At 66.6% G+C, this 18,696-nt stretch carries 15 protein-coding genes and 1 riboswitch; of the genes, 9 read left to right on the top strand and 6 right to left on the bottom strand.

The features are described from left to right. Positions 1-122: 122 nt before the first annotated feature. The gene (locus tag CCZ28_RS11125) at positions 123-1,400 is read left to right on the top strand and encodes an MFS transporter (protein WP_240795261.1); all 1,278 of its coding nucleotides are present in this window, start codon (positions 123-125) and stop codon (positions 1,398-1,400) included. Here CCZ28_RS11125 and CCZ28_RS11120 read toward each other — a convergent pair. The 4 genes from CCZ28_RS11120 to CCZ28_RS11105 all read right to left on the bottom strand — a co-directional run bounded on the left by CCZ28_RS11120 (position 1,388) and on the right by CCZ28_RS11105 (position 5,486). Further along, the gene (locus CCZ28_RS11120) at positions 1,388-2,236 is read right to left on the bottom strand and encodes an ureidoglycolate lyase (protein ID WP_140218029.1); all 849 of its coding nucleotides are present in this window, start codon (positions 2,234-2,236) and stop codon (positions 1,388-1,390) included. The genes CCZ28_RS11125 and CCZ28_RS11120 overlap by 13 nt on opposite strands. 26 nt (positions 2,237-2,262) lie before the next feature. Beyond that, positions 2,263-3,003, bottom strand: a complete 741-nt coding sequence (locus CCZ28_RS11115; RefSeq protein ID WP_140218027.1) for an SDR family oxidoreductase — start codon at positions 3,001-3,003, stop codon at positions 2,263-2,265. Beyond that, positions 3,000-4,370, bottom strand: coding sequence for an MFS transporter (locus CCZ28_RS11110; protein ID WP_140218025.1), 1,371 nt, complete (start codon positions 4,368-4,370; stop codon positions 3,000-3,002). The genes CCZ28_RS11115 and CCZ28_RS11110 overlap by 4 nt, the downstream gene beginning before the upstream one ends. Before the next feature lie 168 nt (positions 4,371-4,538). Beyond that, positions 4,539-5,486, bottom strand: coding sequence for a LysR family transcriptional regulator (locus CCZ28_RS11105; protein ID WP_140218023.1), 948 nt, complete (start codon positions 5,484-5,486; stop codon positions 4,539-4,541). A gap of 108 nt (positions 5,487-5,594) precedes the next feature. Between CCZ28_RS11105 and CCZ28_RS11100 the strand changes: the two genes are divergently transcribed. The 3 genes from CCZ28_RS11100 (at position 5,595) to waaA (ending at position 10,047) form a co-directional block, all read left to right on the top strand. Next, positions 5,595-6,776 carry a fumarylacetoacetate hydrolase family protein gene (locus tag CCZ28_RS11100; RefSeq protein WP_140218021.1) on the top strand — a complete coding sequence of 394 codons (1,182 nt, stop codon included), beginning with the start codon at positions 5,595-5,597 and terminating at the stop codon, positions 6,774-6,776. A 33-nt stretch (positions 6,777-6,809) separates the two neighbouring features. After that, entirely contained in the window at positions 6,810-8,594 is a 1,785-nt protein-coding gene (locus CCZ28_RS11095; RefSeq protein WP_140218019.1) for an IlvD/Edd family dehydratase, read from the top strand. Positions 8,595-8,781: 187 nt separating this feature from the next. Then, on the top strand, positions 8,782-10,047 hold the full coding sequence (gene waaA, locus CCZ28_RS11090; RefSeq protein ID WP_140218017.1) for a lipid IV(A) 3-deoxy-D-manno-octulosonic acid transferase: 1,266 nt from the start codon (positions 8,782-8,784) through the stop codon (positions 10,045-10,047). Here the strand turns inward: waaA and CCZ28_RS11085 are convergent. Next, complete coding sequence (locus CCZ28_RS11085; protein ID WP_140218015.1) at positions 9,993-11,489, bottom strand: TolC family outer membrane protein; 1,497 nt, start codon at positions 11,487-11,489, stop codon at positions 9,993-9,995. The two genes, waaA and CCZ28_RS11085, sit on opposite strands and share 55 nt — an antisense overlap. Positions 11,490-11,598: 109 nt before the next feature. Further along, a riboswitch (TPP riboswitch) is annotated at positions 11,599-11,725 on the top strand. A 102-nt stretch (positions 11,726-11,827) separates the two neighbouring features. Between CCZ28_RS11085 and thiC the strand changes: the two genes are divergently transcribed. Both thiC and cytX read left to right on the top strand, forming a co-directional pair. Continuing rightward, on the top strand, positions 11,828-13,705 hold the full coding sequence (thiC, locus tag CCZ28_RS11080; RefSeq protein WP_140218013.1) for a phosphomethylpyrimidine synthase ThiC: 1,878 nt from the start codon (positions 11,828-11,830) through the stop codon (positions 13,703-13,705). 253 nt (positions 13,706-13,958) lie between these two features. Continuing rightward, a complete protein-coding gene (gene cytX, locus CCZ28_RS11075; protein ID WP_140218011.1) occupies positions 13,959-15,221 on the top strand; it encodes a putative hydroxymethylpyrimidine transporter CytX in 1,263 nt (420 codons plus the stop codon). A 449-nt stretch (positions 15,222-15,670) separates the two neighbouring features. Here the strand turns inward: cytX and CCZ28_RS11070 are convergent, their stop codons facing one another. Next, positions 15,671-16,420: an RsiV family protein gene (locus tag CCZ28_RS11070; protein ID WP_140218009.1), complete on the bottom strand. Its 750-nt coding sequence runs from the start codon at positions 16,418-16,420 to the stop codon at positions 15,671-15,673. 200 nt (positions 16,421-16,620) lie between these two features. Here CCZ28_RS11070 and CCZ28_RS11065 point away from each other — a divergent pair, with 200 nt between their 5' ends. The 3 genes from CCZ28_RS11065 (at position 16,621) to cpdA (ending at position 18,633) form a co-directional block, all read left to right on the top strand. Beyond that, the gene (locus tag CCZ28_RS11065; RefSeq protein WP_140218007.1) at positions 16,621-17,241 is read left to right on the top strand and encodes an NUDIX domain-containing protein; all 621 of its coding nucleotides are present in this window, start codon (positions 16,621-16,623) and stop codon (positions 17,239-17,241) included. Beyond that, entirely contained in the window at positions 17,232-17,687 is a 456-nt protein-coding gene (locus tag CCZ28_RS11060) for a DUF1249 domain-containing protein (RefSeq protein WP_140218005.1), read from the top strand. The genes CCZ28_RS11065 and CCZ28_RS11060 overlap by 10 nt, the downstream gene beginning before the upstream one ends. Before the next feature lie 139 nt (positions 17,688-17,826). Beyond that, the gene (gene cpdA / locus CCZ28_RS11055) at positions 17,827-18,633 is read left to right on the top strand and encodes a 3',5'-cyclic-AMP phosphodiesterase (RefSeq protein ID WP_140218003.1); all 807 of its coding nucleotides are present in this window, start codon (positions 17,827-17,829) and stop codon (positions 18,631-18,633) included. Positions 18,634-18,696: the final 63 nt, after the last annotated feature.

Genomic DNA, 18,696 nt, shown 5'->3' with positions numbered 1-18,696 from the left:
CTCACCCATCGCCCATTCCTGTGAATGCCCATTCTGGCCAGATCCGTGGGGCAGCTTGACCAGCGCCAGGCCGCGCGCGCTGCGATACTCGGGGCATTCCTTCCTGATCTGGGATGATCACCATGACCACACCTCCCGCCCTCGGCCAGCGCTACGTCTTCGTCGTCCTGGCGCTGATCTTTCTCGCCCTGCTGGTTTCAGCCGGTGTGAGATCCACCCCCGGCGTGCTGTTGCTGCCCTTGCAGGACACCTTTGGCTGGAGTCGCGAGACGGTCTCCTTCGCCGCCGCCGTGGGTATCTTCCTCTATGGCCTGGTGGGGCCCTTCGCCGCCGCCCTGATGCAGACCCTGGGCATTCGCCGCACCCTGCTCGGTGGCCTGACCCTAATCAGCCTGGCCACCGCCCTGAGCACCCTGATGCGCGAGCCCTGGCATCTGGTAGCCACCTGGGGCGTGCTCAGCGGCCTGGGCACCGGTTGCGTGGCGATGGTGCTGGGCGCCGCCATCGTCAATCGCTGGTTCGTCGCCCGGCGTGGGTTGATGATGGGCCTGCTGGCAGCCAGTACCGCCACTGGCAACCTGGTGTTCCTGCCGCTGCTGGCCCATCTCGCCAGCCACGAAGGCTGGCAGACCGTGGTGTTGACCGTGGCCGTGGCCAGCGCTGCCCTGATCCCGCTAGTGGCTTGGCTGCTGCCGGAGCGGCCGGCGGACGTCGGCCTGCGGCCACATGGCGCCCCGGCGGACTTCCAGGCACCGGCCGCCACCGCACCGGGCAACCTGCTGCGCATCACCCTCGGTACCCTGGCCATGGCCAGTCGCCGGCGGGATTTCTGGTTGCTGTTCCTGACTTTCTTCGTCTGCGGCTTCACCACCAACGGCCTGATCGGCACCCACTTCATCGCCATGGGCCACGACCACGGGCTGTCCCAGGTCCAGGCCGCCAGCATCCTCGCGCTGATGGGCCTCTTCGACTTGGTGGGCACCACCGCTTCCGGCTGGCTGACCGACAGATACGATCCGCGCCGCCTGCTGTTCGTCTACTACAGCCTGCGCGGACTCTCGCTGATCTACCTGCCGTTCTCCGGCTTCGCGCCCGAGCAGTTGCTGCTGTTCGGCATCTTCTACGGCCTGGACTGGATCGCCACCGTGCCGCCCACGGTCAAGCTGACCAACCAGAGCTTCGGCGAGAAGACCGCGCCGGTGGTGTTCGGCTGGGTATTCTGCGGCCATATGCTAGGTGCCGCCTGCGCCGCCTTCCTCGCTGGCGCCCTGCGCGAGCATTTCGGTTCCTACCAGGAAGCCCTGGTACTGGCCGGGCTGACCGGCATCCTGGCGGCGCTGATGGCCTTGGGGATAGGACGCCGGTCGGCTCAAGGGGTAGGCGTCGCTCAGTCGGCCTGAACGGTGATCTGGCTCTGCTCGCCCAGCCCGGTAATGCCCAGGCGCATGGTCTGGCCGGGCTTGAGGAAGACCGGTTGCGGCTTGATCCCCATGCCGACGCCGGGCGGCGTGCCGGTGGAGATGACGTCGCCTGGTTGCAGGCTCATGCAGCGGCTCAGGTAAGCGATCAGGTGCGGGATCTTGAAGATCAGAGTGCGCGTATTGCCGTCCTGATAGCGTTGGCCATCGACCTCCAGCCAGAGGTCCAGGGCGTGCGGGTCGGCCACCTCGTCGCGGGTCACCAGCCAGGGGCCGAGGGGGCCGAAGGTGTCGAAGCCCTTGCCCTTGTCCCAGGTGCCGCCGCGTTCGAGTTGCCACTCGCGCTCGGATACGTCGTTGACCACGCAATAGCCCGCCACATGGTCCAGGGCGTTCGCCTCGTCGATGTAGCGGCCGCCCTTGCCGATGACGACGCCCAGCTCGACCTCCCAGTCGGTCTTCAGCGAGCCACGGGGGATCTCCACCGCATCGTTGGGTCCGCAGATGGCGCTAGTCCACTTGTTGAAGATGATCGGCTCTGCGGGGATCGCCATGCCGGCTTCGGCGGCGTGGTCGGCGTAGTTGAGGCCGATGCAGATGAATTTGCCGACGTTACCGACACAGGGGCCGATACGCGGCTGGCCCTCGACGCGCGGCAGGCTGGCCGGATCGAGGCGGGCGAGGCTGGCCAGGGTTTCGGCGCCCAAGGTGGCGCCGGTGATGTCGGGGATGTGAGCGGACAGATCGCGCAGGATGCCCTGCTCATCCAGCAGGCCGGGTTTTTCCTGGCCCTTTTCGCCATAGCGCAACAGTTTCATGGGGTTCTCCTGTCGGGATAGAAAAGCTAGAGGCTCATGCCGCCATCGATAACCTGGACGGCCCCCGTCGTATAGAGGGACGCATCGCTGGCCAGATAGAGTGCGAGCCGGGCGATTTCCTCGGCTTGGCCAAAGCGCCCCATGGGTTGCCGGGCGATAAAGCGTTCCCGGACGGCTTCCGGCGGCAGCTTTTCCGCCTGGGCAGCCGCGGCGATACGCTGCTGCAGCGACGGTGAGTCGACCGTGCCGGGGCAGATGGCGTTGCAGCGGATGCCCTGGCGGACGTGATCGATCGCGATGGCCTTGGTCAGGCCGATCACCGCGGCTTTGCTGGCCGTATAGGCCAGGCGATCCGGGACGGCTTTCACGCTGGAGGCCACGGATGCCATGTTGATGATGGAGCCACCGCCGCGTTCGATCATCGCCGGCAGGAAGGCCCGGATGAGGCGGTACATGGCGGTGACGTTGATATCGAACGAACGCTGCCAGGCGCTCTCATCGCAGTCGAGGATGGTGCCGCTATGGACGTAGCCGGCGCAGTTGAAGAGGACGTCGATGCCGCCCAGGGAGGCCGACAACTCGGCGATGGCCGCGGCCGAGGTGACGTCCAGCGCTCGGGGCTCGACGCCGGGAAGGTCGTGCAGGGCATCCAGGCGGATATCCGTGGCGATGACCTCGGCCCCCGCCTCGGCGAACAGCCGGGCGCTGGCCAAGCCTATGCCTTGGCCGGCAGCGGTGATCAGGGCGCGTTTGCCGTCGAGTCTCATGCGGCCTCCGGGGTCAGGGGCAAGGTGGCCTGCTGCCGGTGTCCCTGCAGCATCGAGCGCGGGATCACCAGGATCAGCAGGCCGCTGACGAACAGGCAGGCACCGAGTACATAGGTGCCGTTATTGATGTCGCCGGTGAGGGTTTCCATGGTTGCGGTGATCATGGAACCGGTGAAGCCGGAGAGGTTGCCGATGGCGTTGATCATGCCGATGCCGGCCGCCGCGGCGACGCCGGAGAGCAGGGTGCCGGGCAGCGACCAGAAGATCGGCATCAGCGCCAGCAGCCCGGAGGCGGCCACGGTGAGGAAGAAGATCGACAGCGCGATGTGGTGGATGAACCAGGCGCTCAGCACCAGGCCCAGGGCGCCGACGAAGGCCGGCACCGCCGCATGCAGCCGCTGCTCGCCGGTGCGCGCCGAATGGCGGGCGTTGAGCAGCATGACTACCAGGGCGACGCTGTAGGGGATGGCGGTGAGCAGGCCGATCTGCAGACTACCGCTGACGCCGGCGTGCTTGATGATCGAGGGCATCCAGAAGGCCAGGCCGTAGAAGCCGGTGTTGAAGGTCAGCAGGATGAACACCAGCAGCCAGACCCGCGGATTGAGGAACACCTCGCCGAGGCGCGAAGCCTTGCCAGCGTTGTGCTGGTCCAGGTTGCGCTTGAGCAGGGCCTTTTCCCGGGCATCCAGCCAGGGCGCCTTGTCGATGTTGTCGCTCAGGCAGCAGAACACCACCACGGCCATGATGATCGAGGGCACGCCTTCCACCAGCAACATCCACTGCCAGCCGGCCAGGCCGTGCCAGTCGTGCAGGGCGCTCATCAGCCAGCCGGAGAGCAGGCTGCCGAAGCTCAGGCTAAAGGGTAGGGCGATCAGGAAGCCCGACATCACCCGGCTCTGGCGGCTGGTCGGGAACCAGTAGTTGAGATAGAGGATCACGCCGGGAAAGAAGCCCGCCTCGCAGACGCCCAGCAGGAAGCGCAGCACATAGAACAGGGTGCTCGATTGCATGCCGAAGAACTGCGCCAGTGGCTGGGTGAAGGCCACCGCCATGGAGATGATCGCCCAGCTGAGCATGATGCGGGCGATCCAGAAGCGCGCGCCATAGCGGTGCAGCAACAGATTGCTGGGCACCTCGAAGAGGAAGTAGCCCCAGAAGAACATGCTGGCGCCAAGGGCGTAGACGGTATTGCTGAAGCCGAGGTCGCCCAGCATGTCCAGCTTGGCAAAGCCGACGTTGACGCGATCCAGGTAGGCGGCGATATAGCACAGCAACAGGATCGGCAGGATGCGCAGCACCACCTTGCGGTAGGTGCGTTCTTCGAAGGCGTCGCCAGCGGCGCCCTGGGGAGCGGTGGTCTCGAACATGGGAATGACCTTCGGGGCTTGGAGCCCATTGTTGTTATTGAAGAGGTCGAAGGCGGCCTGCGAGAACGGGAGCCGGCCGTCTGAAACGCCAGGCCACTCTAGGAGGACGAGCGATTCTTTCCCAATGGCATTTGCGGATCATTCGATAACAGAACGTTATCGAGCTCTTTAGGTCGCCGATTCATCCCGGCCGGCATGGGCCAACAGAATGGCGGCGAATTCTCGCGCGGCCTCGCCGAGGGATTCGCCTTTGCGGGTGAGGATGCCGTAGTCCTGGGCCGGCAGGTGCAGCGGCAGTTCCAGGATGCTCAGGGCGCCGCTGGCGAGATAGGGCCCCACCATGGCCTCGGGCAGCATGCCGATCATGGGGCCGGCGTGCAGCACCCGCAGAAAGGTCTGCATGGAGATGGTGTCGATGGTGTTGCTCGGCACCGGTAGTCCGGCGGCGGCGAAGGCGCGCTCCATGCGTCCGCGAATGGGCGTGCCCCGGGGATAGAGGATCCATGGCCAGTTCAGCACCTGGTCGAGGGCCACGGAACCCGCTCCCACCAGCGGATGGTGCCGGTTGACCACGAAATGGAAGGGCTCGGGCGCCAGCGGTTGGAAGTCGAAGCGCTGGGCCTGGGCCTCGTCGGTGAAGCGCGCGACCGCCAGGTGCAGCAGCCTGTCGTCGAGCATTTCCATCAGGTGGTCGCTGGTGTGCTCCACCACCTCGATGGCTAGCAGCGGCCAGCGCTGCTTGATCTCGACGATGGCCTCCGGCAGGGCCACCGCCGTGGCGGCGAAGATGCCACCGACCTTGAGCTGGCCATGGCCGCCGCGTCTCAGGCTGTCGATCTGTTCGGCGAAGTCGCGGGCATCGTTGAGCGCCACCCGGGCGTAGCGCAGCACGTGCTCGCCCAGGGCGGTGGGCGGCATGGCGCGTGGCTGGCGCTCGAACAGCGCGAAGCCCAGCAGGTGCTCGATCTCCTTGAGCATCTTGCTGATGGCCGGCTGGCTGAGATTCATCTGCTGGGCGGCCAGGTGCATGTTGCGGGTGCGCCCCAGGGTATCGATCAGCAGCAGGTGGCGGAACTTGAGCCAGTGGCAGATCTGGCTGAACGATGGCTCGGACATGGATGCCTCCTGCGCGATAAGCAGTGGTTATCGAATGATGAGATAAGCCCATTTGAGTTTATCAGTCCGGCTGCCTAGCGTGGACTCATCCCTTCCGGAGTCCTGCTCATGTCCCTTCGTCTCACGCCCGCCAACACCCTTCCCACCGACGGCCTGGCCGGCACCCTGGTGGGGCGCGCCTGGGTGCCGGGCCCTCTGGCTGGTCCTTCGCCCGTGGTGCTGCGCGAAGATGGTGTCTTCGATGTCTCCCAGCGCTTCGCCACCCTGAGTGCCCTGTTCGAAGAAGCCGAGCCGCTGCAGGCCCTGCGCGACACGCCTGGGCGCTACCTGGGCAGTCTCGACGAATTGCTGGCCAATAGCGGCGAGCGGGCCGATCCGGCGCGACTGCACCTGTTGCCACCCGCCGATCTGCAGGTGATCAAGGCGGCCGGGGTGACCTTCGCCGCCAGCATGCTGGAACGGGTGATCGAGGAGCAGGCCGGTGGCGACGCCGGGCGCGCCGCGGCCATCCGCGAGCAGGTGCAGGGGGTGCTAGGTAGTGACCTGCAGGGCCTGGAGCCGGGCAGTCCGCGTGCCCAGGCGCTCAAGGCGCTGCTGATCAAGCAGGGTCTGTGGTCGCAGTACCTGGAGGTGGGCATCGGCCCGGACGCCGAGATCTTCACCAAGGCGCCGGTGTTGGCTGCGGTCGGCAGTGGCAGCGCCATCGGCATCCATCCCGTCTCCCAGTGGAACAATCCCGAGCCCGAGGTGGTGCTGGTGGTGGACAGCCGCGGTCGCATCCATGGCGCCACCCTGGGCAACGACGTCAACCTGCGCGACATAGAGGGCCGCAGCGCCCTGCTGCTGAGCAAGGCCAAGGACAACAACGCCTCCTGCGCCCTCGGGCCCTTCATCCGCCTGTTCGACGAAACCTTCGATCTGGATCGGGTCCGCCAGTGCGTGGTGACCCTGGAAGTGCAGGGCGAAGACGGCTTCCAACTGAGCGGCAGCAGCTCCATGGCGCAGATCAGCCGTGATCCCTCGGACCTGGCGGCCCAGACGCTCAATGCCAACCACCAGTACCCGGACGGCTTCCTGCTGTTCCTCGGCACCCTGTTCGCCCCGACCCAGGACCGCGACGCCCCCGGCAGTGGCTTCACCCACAAGCTGGGTGACGTGGTGAGCATCGCCAGCCCGCTGCTGGGTACCCTGCACAACCGTGTCACCACCAGCGACCAGGCGCCGCCCTGGCGTTTCGGCCTCGGCGCCCTGATGCACAACCTCGCCGCCCGTGGCCTGCTGGGCCGCTAATCGTTTCTTCCATAACAACAATTAGAGACCGCCATGACCTCCGCCAAACGCCCGCTGCGCAGCCAGCAATGGTTCGACGACCCTGCCCACGCCGACATGACCGCGCTCTACGTCGAGCGCTACATGAACTACGGCCTGACCCGCGACGAACTCCAATCCGGTCGTCCCATCATCGGCATCGCCCAGACCGGCAGCGACCTCACCCCCTGCAATCGTCATCACCTGGAGCTGGCCCAGCGGGTCAAGGCCGGCATCCGCGACGCCGGTGGCATCCCCATGGAATTCCCGGTGCATCCCATCGCCGAGCAGAGTCGCCGCCCCACCGCGGCGCTGGATCGCAACCTGGCCTACCTCGGCCTGGTGGAGGTCCTGCATGGCTTCCCGCTCGACGGCGTGGTGCTCACCACCGGCTGCGACAAAACCACCCCGGCCTGCCTGATGGCCGCGGCGACCACCGACCTGCCGGCCATCGTGCTGTCCGGCGGGCCCATGCTGGACGGGCACTTCAAGGGCGAGTTGATCGGCTCCGGCACCGTGCTCTGGCATGCGCGCAACCTGCTGGCGGCCGGCGAGATCGACTACGAGGGCTTCATGGCCCTGACCACCGCCGCCTCGCCCTCGGTGGGCCACTGCAACACCATGGGCACGGCCCTGTCGATGAATGCCCTGGCCGAGACCCTGGGCATGTCGCTGCCCGGCTGCGCCAGCATCCCCGCGCCTTACCGTGAACGCGGCCAGATGGCCTATGCCACCGGCAAGCGCATCTGCCAGCTGGTGCTGGACGACGTCCGCCCCTCGCAGATCATGACCCGCGAGGCCTTCGAGAACGCCATCGTGGTGGCCTCGGCCCTGGGCGCCTCCAGCAACTGCCCGCCACACCTGATCGCCATCGCCCGGCACATGGGCATCGAATTGTCGCTGGACGACTGGCAGCGCCTGGGCGAGGACATCCCGCTGCTGGCCAACTGCATGCCGGCCGGCAAGTATTTGGGCGAAGGCTTCCACCGCGCCGGCGGGGTGCCGGCGGTGCTCCACGAATTGCTCAAGGCCGGGCGCCTGCACGGCGACTGCCTGACCGTCTCCGGCAAGACCATCGGCAGCATCGCCGAGGGCGCCGCCAGCGCCGATCCCGCGGTGATCCAGCCCTATGAGGCGCCGCTCAAGCACCGCGCCGGCTTCATCGTGCTCAGCGGCAACTTCTTCGACAGCGCCATCATGAAGATGTCGGTGGTGGGCGAGGCCTTCCGCCAGACCTACCTGGCCGAGCCGGGCAAGGAAAACAGCTTCGAGGCGCGGGCCATCGTCTTCGAAGGCCCGGAGGACTACCACGCGCGCATCGACGACCCGGCGCTGGACATCGACGAGCGCTGCATCCTGGTGATCCGCGGCGCCGGCCCGGTGGGTTATCCGGGCAGCGCCGAGGTGGTCAACATGGCGCCGCCGGCGGCCCTGATCAAGAAGGGCATCGACTCCCTGCCGTGCCTGGGCGACGGTCGCCAGAGCGGCACCTCGGCCAGCCCCTCGATCCTCAATATGTCACCCGAGGCGGCGGTGGGCGGCGGCCTGGCGCTGCTCCAGACCAACGACCGGCTGCGCGTGGACCTCAATGCCCGCCGCGTCGACGTGCTGCTGGACGATGGCGAACTGGAGCGCCGCCGCGCCGAATGGACGCCCAACCTGCCGCCGGCCCAGACCCCCTGGCAGGAGCTCTACCGGCAGCTGGTGGGCCAGCTCTCCACCGGCGGCTGCCTGGAACCGGCCACCCTGCACCTCAAGGTCATCGCCCGCGAGGGTGGGGTGCCGCGGCATTCGCATTGAGGCTTGTCTGAAAAGTGCCTGCGCTCGGTCAGGTGGCGTTAAAAATCCGTTCGGAATGCTCATTTACCGCTCGTAAACTCCGCTTCCTCACGGACTTTTGCCTTGCCTGACCTTCGCTCGGCGACTTTTCAGACGAAGCCTTGGAATGGCTCGCACTGGCGGCCTTGCTTCATTAAGCTCTGCCGCCATGAATCGTACCCTCTATACCCTGATCTTCACCCTGGCCTTGCTCTTCATCCTGCTGCGCCTGCTCTGGCGTGGGCGCAAGGCTCCCGCCTATAGACACCGCATCGGCGAGCGCCTGGCGCTGGGCTTGCCTGCGGTGCCGCCCGGCGGCATCTGGTTGCATGCGGTGTCGGTGGGAGAGAGCATCGCCGCCGCGCCGGTGATCCGCGCCCTGCGCCAGCGCCATCCCGACCTGCCGATCACCGTGACCTGCATGACGCCCACCGGCTCGGAGCGCATTCGCGCCCTGTTCGGTGATGATGTCCACCATTGCTACCTGCCCTACGACCTGCCCTGGCTGGCCGGGCGCTTCCTCGACCGGCTACGGCCGCGGCTGGGGGTGGTGATGGAAACCGAACTCTGGCCCAACTTCATCCACCAGGCGGCGCGCCGCAATATACCCATCGCCCTGGCCAATGGCCGGCTGTCCGAGCGCTCGGCTCGTGGCTACGGAAAGCTGGGTGGGGTAACGGGGCCGATGCTGGCGGAACTGGCCTGGCTGGCGGTGCAGACGCCGGTGGAGGCCGAGCGCTTTCGTGCCCTCGGCGCCCGCGCCGAGCGGGTCATGGTGACCGGCTCCATCAAGTTCGACCTGCGCATCGATCCCGAGCTGCCAGTCCGCGCGGCTGAGCTGCGCCAAGGCTGGGGCCGTCGCCCGGTGTGGATCGCCGCCAGCACCCATGCCGGTGAAGACGAAATCCTGCTCCAGGCCCATCGCCAACTGCTGGCCACACACCCCGATGCCCTGCTGATCCTTGTGCCGCGCCATCCCGAGCGTTTTCCCGAGGTATTGGCCGAGGTGCGTCGTGAAGGTTTCGGCGTGGTGCAGCGCTCGACGGGAGAGGCGGTGCAGCCGCAGACCCAGGTACTACTGGGCGACACCATGGGCGAGTTGCTCTTTCTCTATGCCCTGGCCGACGTGGCCTTCGTCGGCGGTAGCCTGATCGAGCGCGGCGGCCACAATCCACTGGAGCCGGCCGCTCTGGGCCTGCCGGTACTCAGCGGGCCCCACGTGTTCAACTTCCTCGACATCGTCGCCCAGTTGCGCGATGCCGGCGCCCTGGAAACCGTGGCGGAGGCTCCAGCCATCGCCGCCGCCGTGGCCCGGCTATGGGCGGAGCCGGCCGAGGCCGAGCGCCGTCGCCAGGCAGGACTGGCCGTGCTGGCCGCCAATCAGGGCGCGCTGGAACGCCTGCTGTCCGGGCTGGACGGACTGCTCAAACCCTGAGCCGAACGCACTGGCAGTACCTCGGCGCGGGTCTTGGCCAGATCCGGCGGCAGGAAGTCGCGATCCGGATCGTAGTGGGGATCGAGATAGCCGGATAGCGCCAGCAAATCGTTGGGCGCCAGGGTGCCGGCCGCCTGCTTGAGTCTGAGCGTATCCAGGATGTAGTTGTAGCGGGCGTCGTTGTACTGGCGCACGGCGTTGTACAGCAGCCGCTGGGCGTCGAGCACGTCGACGATGGTGCGGCTGCCCACCTGGTAGGCGATTTCCGTGGCGCGCATGGCGCGCTGGCTGGACGCGATGGACAGCCGGCGGGCGCGGATCTGCTCGATATCGGTATTGACCGCGCGGTGGTAGTTGCGGGTGTTCTGCACCACCTGCCGGCGCAGGCTCTCCTGGCGCTGTTCACTCTGATCCAGCTGCTGATAGGCCTGGCGTGCCTGGGAGCTGGTGGCGCCGCCGCTGTATAGCGGCACCTCCACCTGGATGCCGATGCTGCGGCTGTTGACCGGGCTGCCGAACAACGCCAGTTGCTCGGCGTTGGGCAGGTTCACCGCGTCGTTGTCGCTGTGGCTGTAGCGCGCCACCGCATCCACCGTCGGCAGGTGCCCGGCGCGACGCTGGCGCAGGGTCTCCTGGGCGGCGTTGACGCCCTGACCGGCGGCCAGCAACTGCAGATTCTGGCGCATGGCGGTGTCCACCCACAGCCGCGCATCGTTGGGCTGTGGCGGCAGGATCGGCAGGTCGTGGCGGATGCCGGCGATGCTGCCGTAGTCGCGATCGGTCAGCCGGGTCAGGGCCTGGAAGGCGTCGGCCACCTGCTGCTCGCTCTGGGATCGGTTGGCCTGGGCGTTGTCGAAGCTGGCCTGGGCCTGGAGCACGTCGGTGTCGTCGGTCAGGCCGACCTTGTAGCGCTCGCGGGACTGGTCCAGCTGGCGGTACAGCGCCTTTTCCTCGGCGCGGGCGGTGGCCAGGGCGTCCTGGGCGCGCAGGGCGCTGAAATAGCCCTCGGCGGTCTGCAGGATGAGTTGCTGCTGGGCGGCGGAGAATTGCAGCTCGGCCTGCTCGGTGGCGGCCTGGGCGGCCTTGAGCTGGAACCAGCGATCGGCACGGAACAGCGGCTGGCTGAGGCTGGCCTGGATCAGCTGGCTGCTGCGATCGCTGCTGTAGCGGCCACCCTGGACGCCCAGCGCCGGGTTGTCCTTGAGCTGGAGGCTGGTGTGGGTGTCGTTGAACTGGGCGCCGAGGCCGAGTTGCGGCAGCAGGCCGGCGCGGGCCTGGGGCACCGCCTCGCGCTGGGCGCCGAGACCCGCGCGCTCGGCGGCGAGGTCGGCGTTGTTGTCCAGCGCCTCGCGGTAGACGTCGAGCAGGCCGCTACCGGCGACCTGGGCCTGGGCCAGGCCGGCGCCGCTGTAGAGCGCCGCGAGCAGCAGGAATAGTCGCATTATTGGAGCCTTCCTTGAGGGACCGCCCCAGTGTAGGGGCTTCGTCCGAATCCGCCATAGGAGAAGAAATAGCGGTCGAAGTTTCCGCCGGCCTGGGGTTACACTGGCCGCGTTCTTGTCGGGGTGCGCTACGAGGCGCTGAGATCGGGTAGTCCCGGATCCCGTTGAACCTGATCAGGCTAGGCGCGCCGCATGGCGGTGCGTCAACCTGCGTAGGGAACAAGAGGGCGTCCGCTTCCATCTCCATGGCCGCCATCCGTCCGGGCTTGCGTCTTCTCCGTGCGCCCACCCTTCGTCCAGGTTCTTCCCTCGGCAACGCGCCCACCAGGAGAGCCTCGATGAACAAGCAGAACAACGTTACCGACTTCACCCGCGTCGACCGCCAGTCCACCCAGCCGTTGCCCAACTCGCGCAAGGTCTACCTGACCGGCTCGCGACCCGACATCCGCGTGCCGGTGCGGGAAATCTCCCTCGCCGATACGCCCACCGCCTTCGGCGGTGAACAGAACGCCCCGGTATTCGTCTATGACACCTCCGGTCCCTACACCGACCCGGCGGTGCGCATCGACCTGCGCAAGGGCCTGCCGGACGTGCGTTCGCGCTGGATCGAAGAGCGCGGCGACACCGAGCTGCTTGCGGGGCTCTCTTCCGAATTCGGCCAGGCGCGCCTCGCCGATCCAAGCCTGGCCGCCCTGAGATTCGACCTGGCACGCCAGCCGCGCCGGGCCAAGGCCGGGCGCAACGTCTCGCAGATGCACTATGCCCGCCAGGGCATCATCACCCCGGAGATGGAATACATCGCCATCCGCGAGAACATGAAACTGCAAGAGGCCCGCGCCGCCGGCCTGCTCGGCCAGCAGCACCGTGGCCAGAGCTTCGGTGCCAGCATCCCCCAGGAGATCACGCCCGAATTCGTCCGTGACGAGGTAGCCCGCGGTCGCGCCATCATCCCGGCCAACATCAACCACCTGGAATTGGAGCCGATGATCATCGGCCGCAACTTCCTGGTGAAGATCAACGGCAACATCGGCAACAGCGCCCTGGGCTCCTCCATCGAGGAAGAGGTGGAGAAGCTGACCTGGGGCATCCGCTGGGGCGCCGACACCGTGATGGACCTGTCCACTGGCAAGCACATCCACGAGACCCGCGAGTGGATCATCCGCAACTCGCCGGTCCCCATCGGCACCGTGCCCATCTACCAGGCCCTGGAAAAGGTCGGCGGCGTCGCCGAGGAACTGACCTGGGAACTGTTCCGCGACACCCTCATCGAGCAGGCGGAGCAGGGCGTGGACTACTTCACCATCCACGCCGGGGTGCGCCTGCACTACGTGCCCCTGACCGCCAAGCGCGTCACCGGCATCGTCTCCCGCGGCGGCTCCATCATGGCCAAGTGGTGCCTGGCGCACCACAAGGAAAACTTCCTCTACACCCACTTCGAAGACATCTGCGAAATCATGCAGGCCTACGACGTGAGCTTCTCCCTGGGTGATGGCCTGCGCCCCGGCTCCATCGCCGACGCCAACGACGCCGCCCAGTTCGGCGAACTGGAAACCCTCGGCGAGCTGACCAAGATCGCCTGGAAACACGATGTCCAGACCATGATCGAAGGCCCCGGCCACGTGCCCATGCAACTGATCAAGGAGAACATGGACAAGCAGCTCGAATGCTGCGACGAGGCGCCGTTCTACACCCTCGGCCCGCTGACCACCGATATCGCCCCCGGCTACGACCACATCACCAGCGGCATTGGTGCCGCCATGATCGGCTGGTTCGGCTGCGCCATGCTCTGCTACGTCACGCCCAAGGAGCACCTCGGCCTGCCCAACAAGGACGACGTCAAGACAGGCATCATCACCTACAAGATCGCCGCCCATGCCGCCGACTTGGCCAAGGGGCATCCCGGTGCCCAGATCCGCGACAATGCCCTGTCCAAGGCGCGCTTCGAATTCCGCTGGGAAGACCAGTTCAACCTGGGCCTGGATCCGGACACGGCGCGCGCCTTCCACGACGAGACCCTGCCCAAGGACTCGGCCAAGGTGGCGCACTTCTGCTCCATGTGCGGACCCAAGTTCTGCTCCATGAAGATCACCCAGGAGGTTCGCGACTACGCCAAGGAAAACGGCCTGACCGACGAGCAGAAGGCCATCGAGGCCGGCTTCCAGGAACAGGCCGCGCGCTTCAAGGACGAAGGCGGAGTGATCTACAAGCAGGTATAGGGCTTTCGTAGGTTGGCGCTGAGCGCAGCGAAGCCCAACGTTGTCCGGGTCGACCTCGCAACGTTGGGCTTCGACGATAGAGCTGTCTCAGCCCAACCTACGTTTGCTAGGCCCACACACTGTTTCCGTAGGTTGGCGCTGAGCGCAGCGAAGCCCAACAATGCCCGGTCGATCCTGCACCGTTGGGCTTCGACGATAGAGCTGGCTCAGCCCAACCTACGCCTTCCTCAATCTCTTGCTCACGAGACCCAACATGGCCCAGGCTCCCGGCCTCTATACCCCTACCATTCCGGTTCCGGCGGATCGCCGCGTACTCGGCGGACGCGATCTCTTCACCCTCTGGTTCTCCCTCGGCCTCGGCCTCATGGTGGCCCAGGCCGGCGCCTTGCTGGCACCCGGACTGGGCCTGGCCGACGGCCTCTTGGTGCTGGTGCTCGGCACCCTGGTCGGGGTGCTGCTGCTGGCCGCCGCCGGCCTGGTCGGCAGCGACACCGGTCTCGCCGGCATGACGGCCCTGGGCCAAAGCCTCGGCCAGCGCGGCGCCCTGTTGCCGGCGGTGCTCAACATCACCCAGCTGATAGGTTGGGGCGCCTTCGAACTGGTGGTGATGCGTGAGGCGGCCAGCGTGCTGTTGGGCAGTTGGGGCCTGCAAGCCTGGGCCTCGCCGATGCTCTGGACGCTGGTGTTCGGCGCCCTGGCCACGGCGCTGGCGGTGGCCGGCCCCCTCACTTTCGTGCGACGCTTCCTCAGTCGCTGGGGCATCTGGCTGCTGCTCGGCGCCTGCACCTGGCTGACCCTGGACCTCTTCCTGCGCGCCGACCTGGCCGCGCTCTGGCAGCGCCAAGGCGATGGCTCCCTGACCCAGGCGCTGGGCTTCGACCTGGTGGTGGCCATGCCGCTGTCCTGGCTGCCGGTGATCGCCGACTACACCCGCTTCGCCCGCACCGGTCGCAGCGCTGGCCGCGGGGTGATGCTCGGCTATTTCTGCGGCAACCTCTGGCTGATGGGCCTGGGCTTCGTCTACACCCTGGCCTTCGCCAGCGGTGGCGAGGCGGATGCCCTGCTGCGTGCCCTGGCCGTGGCCGGCCTGGGGCTACCGCTACTGTTGATCCTGCTGGACGAGTCGGAAAACGCCTTCGCCGCCTATCACTCGGCGGCGGTAGCGACGGGTTTCCTGGCCCAACTGAAGATCTGGCAACTGACCCTGGCCATCGGCATCCTCTGCACCCTGTTGGCTCTGCTGGTGCCCCTGGCGCAATACGAGCACTTCCTGCTGCTGATCGGCTCGGTGTTCGCCCCGCTGTTCGGCGTGGTGCTGGTGGATCACTTCCTGCTGCGCCGCCGCCGGGCACCGGAGCGGGTGAGGGCACTGCGCCTGGAATCCCTGATCGCCTGGGCGCTGGGCGTGGCTGTCTACCACCTGCTGCCGCTGCTGCTGCCGGCCTGGGGCGCGACCCTGCCGGCCATCGTGGTGGCGGGCACTGCCCAGGCGGTGTTGGGGTTGAAGCGGGTATAAGCTCCAACTGTTGGGCTTCGCTGCGCTCAGCCCAACCTACGCGGGTCGTGACCTTCGGAAAGGTTATCCCGGATGCCGAACGGCCCCCTCTCCCGCGTGCGGGGGAGGGTTGGGGTGGGGGGCGCCCAGCTGATTCACGATGTCTTCGGATACCTTATGTTCCGCCCCCGCCGGGCGGGTTACTTTTTTCAGTCGCAAAAAAGTAACCAAAAATGCTCGCCCCGACTGGCCGGTCCTGCGCTTCGCGCCGGATGCCCTTACGACAGCGCCGCTCCAGCGGGCCGGGGCCGAAGGGCAGTCCTTGCCCTCGGCCCCTCTCGCGGCATCCCTGCCGCTTACCCGCTTCCTCGACACTGTCGTTCGGCCGGCCAAACGGGGCACTGGGGTGCCCGCTGATGTTTCAACAGGGTGGCGTGGAAAACCGCCTAATGTTTTCCACACGCCAGACCCTACGGCTGGCGGCTCTTGCCGCGACCGGGGAAGTATTCCGGTTTGAGAACGCCGTTGAGCTTGGGATAGGGAATCTTCAGTTCCGGATGACCCATGGCGTAGGGCGCGATACTGCCGGTGCCGTACTTGAGCGTCAGGGCACCAAAGTCCAGGGAGACGTTGTCGGTCTTGAGGAACGGCCATTGCTGACGGAATTCGGCGTTGTCCACCCCGTTGCTGATCATCCAGGCCTCCCGCGACAGCTGGGCCAGCTGCCAGAAGGCGCCTTCCTGGCCGGGAACCAGCATGTCGGCCAGGGTGATCTCGCGATTGAGGTGGCGATCCCAGGTGACGAAGTCACGCCCGGCCAGGCCGTGGGCGCCACCGTTGGCCAGGTAGCTGGAAAATTCGATGATTACCAGGCCGTCGTGCTGCTCGCGCACCTTAGCCTGTAGATAGCTGCTCCAGCGTGGCTGGGCCTGGGCCAGGAAATCGCGCTCGTAGCTGGTCAGGGAGGCGGGAATGGGCGCCCCCGGCTCGGCTCGTGCGAGGCCCAGCAGGTGGCGTTGCACCAGGGCGTCCAGCGTCGGTTCGCCGAATTCTATGTAATCGATGTTGACCAGGGGGCAGTCTTCGCCCTGGCAGCCGGCGGGCTTGTGCTCCCAGGCCAGGTGGCGGGGCGTGAGGGGTTTGTCGAGATTGGGGCCGAAGACGCTTTGGCAGCCACCGAGCATCAGGGCGGCGAGCAAGAGGAGCGGGCGGATACGCATGAGATTCCTTGTCGTTGAAACCTTGAGGTCGAAACAGGGGGCGACGGCTTTCGAACCCGTCTGGCCCCATAAGTTTGCCAGGGCTGGGCAAAGGATTCCTGGCTTGTTGCCCGTTTCGCGACTTGTCCCGCCGGGGGCTGCACGAGTGCAAGCGGCGCGCTAGGATGATCTGATTACCTTTCACCAGCGCTGGAGCGCCCATGAACCAAGCCAACGAATCCCAGGCGCCCGCCGTCGAGATCCTGAGTCGCGAGATCTGCTTCCAGGGCTTCTACCGGATGGCCCGTTTCCGGCTGCGCCATCGGCAATTCTCCGGCGGCCTCGGCCCCGAGCTGGAACGTGAGGTCTTCGTGCGTCCCGACGCCGTCTGCGTGCTGCCCTATGATGCCGTGCGCGACGAGGTGGTGCTGATCGAGCAGTTTCGCGTCGGCGTCATGGAAAAGACCGCTCATCCCTGGCTGCTTGAGCCGGTGGCGGGCTTGGTGGACAAGCAGGGCGAGGCGATTGAGACGGTCGCTCATCGGGAAGCCGAAGAAGAAGCCGGGCTGACCTTGCAATCGCTCTGGCCTATCTCCACCTACTTCCCCTCGCCCGGCGGCAGCAACGAACAGGTCTATCTTTACCTGGGTCGCTGCAGCACGGCGGACGCCGGTGGCGTCCATGGCCTGGAAGAGGAGGGCGAAGACATTCGCGTGCATGTCTGGTCGTTGGATGAGGCACTGGCCGGGCTCCGCGACGGTCGAATCAACAACGCAGCGGCGATCATCGCCCTGCAATGGCTGGCGCTCAATCGCGCCGAGGTAAGAGGGTTATGGGGCTGAAACTGCGAGATCGCTATCGAGTTGACCTGCCGGGCCTGCAGGCCGCGTGCGAGGCCAACTACGTGCGGCTGATGCGGCTTCTGCCCAAGATGCGCGAAGCCATGGTTTCGCGTCGCGTCATGCTGTCACAAGGCGAGCGCCCGCTGGGGGTGCTCGCGCTCGAAGTCACCGAAGCCTGTCCCTACACGACGGCGCTGCGGGTCCGCCAGGAACTGGGGCTACCCTGGCTGCCGGTACCGGAACTCGAAGTCCGGGTGTACCACGATGCGCGCATGGCGGAAGTGGTCTCGGCGGGCAACTCTCGCCACCTGCTCGGACGCTATCCCTATCCGAACCAGGCGATGCATCAGCCGGACGAAAAAAGTCAGCTTAATTTGTTCCTTGGCGAGTGGCTGAGCCACTGCCTCGCCTGTGGCCACGAGGCCGAGCCGATCCTGCAACGGTGAGCACCACAGCGCAACGCTGACAGGCGCATCTTCCGTCGCGATAATCAAGCTGCGAAAATGTGAACTGTGCACGCAAGTTCCCGGGAACTTTTCTGCACCCTGCCTGCGCTCGTTGTTCCCTTATGCCTAGGAGGCTTCGGTGAGTCTGCCGGATAGTGTCAACGCTCCCCTCGTCGTCCAGTTGACCGACAGTCATCTGTTCGCCCGTGCCGATGGCAAGTTGTTGGGTATCGATACCGCCGCCAGTCTGCGGCAGGTCGTGGCTCAGGTGGTGGCGGAGCAGCCACGCATCGATCTGTTGCTGGCCAGCGGTGACCTCTCCCAGGATGGCTCGGTCGCCTCCTACCAAAGATTCTGCGAACTGACCGGCCCCCTCGCGGCCCCCATGCGCTGGCTGGCGGGCAACCATGACGAGAACGCGCCCATGGCCAAGGCCTGTGGCAATCGCGATTTCCTCGAGATGGTCACCGACCTGGGGGCCTGGCGCCTGATCCTGCTCGACAGCACCGTGCGCGGCTGCGTGTTCGGCGAGTTGGAGCAGACCCAGCTCGAGGCCCTGGACCAGGCCCTGAGCGCCGCGCCCGAACGGCCAGCGCTGATCTGCCTGCACCACCATCCGGTGCCGGTGGGCTGCGACTGGATGGAGCCCCTCGGTCTGCATCGTCCGGACGAGCTGTTCGCCGTGCTGGATCGCCATCCCCAGGTCAAGGTGGTGCTCTGGGGGCATATCCACCAGGAATTCGATCAGGTGCGCAACGGCGTGCGCCTGCTGGCGTCGCCTTCCACGGGCTTGCAATTCGAGCCGGGCAGCCAGGACTTCAAGGCGGGCGACCAGGCTCCCGGTTATCGCTGGCTGCGGCTGCTGCCCGATGGTGAACTGGAAACCGGTGTCTCGCGACTGCAACAGCATGAGTTCACCGTGGACCACGAGGCGGCAGGCTACTGAGGCTGTACGCCGGTCGTCGACCTTGGTGACGGGGGTCGAAACGGGTTACCCTATACCTGTTTT

The sequence above is a fragment of the Pseudomonas oryzihabitans genome, from assembly GCF_006384975.1.
Lineage (GTDB): Bacteria > Pseudomonadota > Gammaproteobacteria > Pseudomonadales > Pseudomonadaceae > Chryseomonas > Chryseomonas psychrotolerans_B.
The sequence above is the reverse complement of the archived record's forward strand: the minus strand, read 5'-3'. Positions and strand labels throughout refer to the sequence as shown.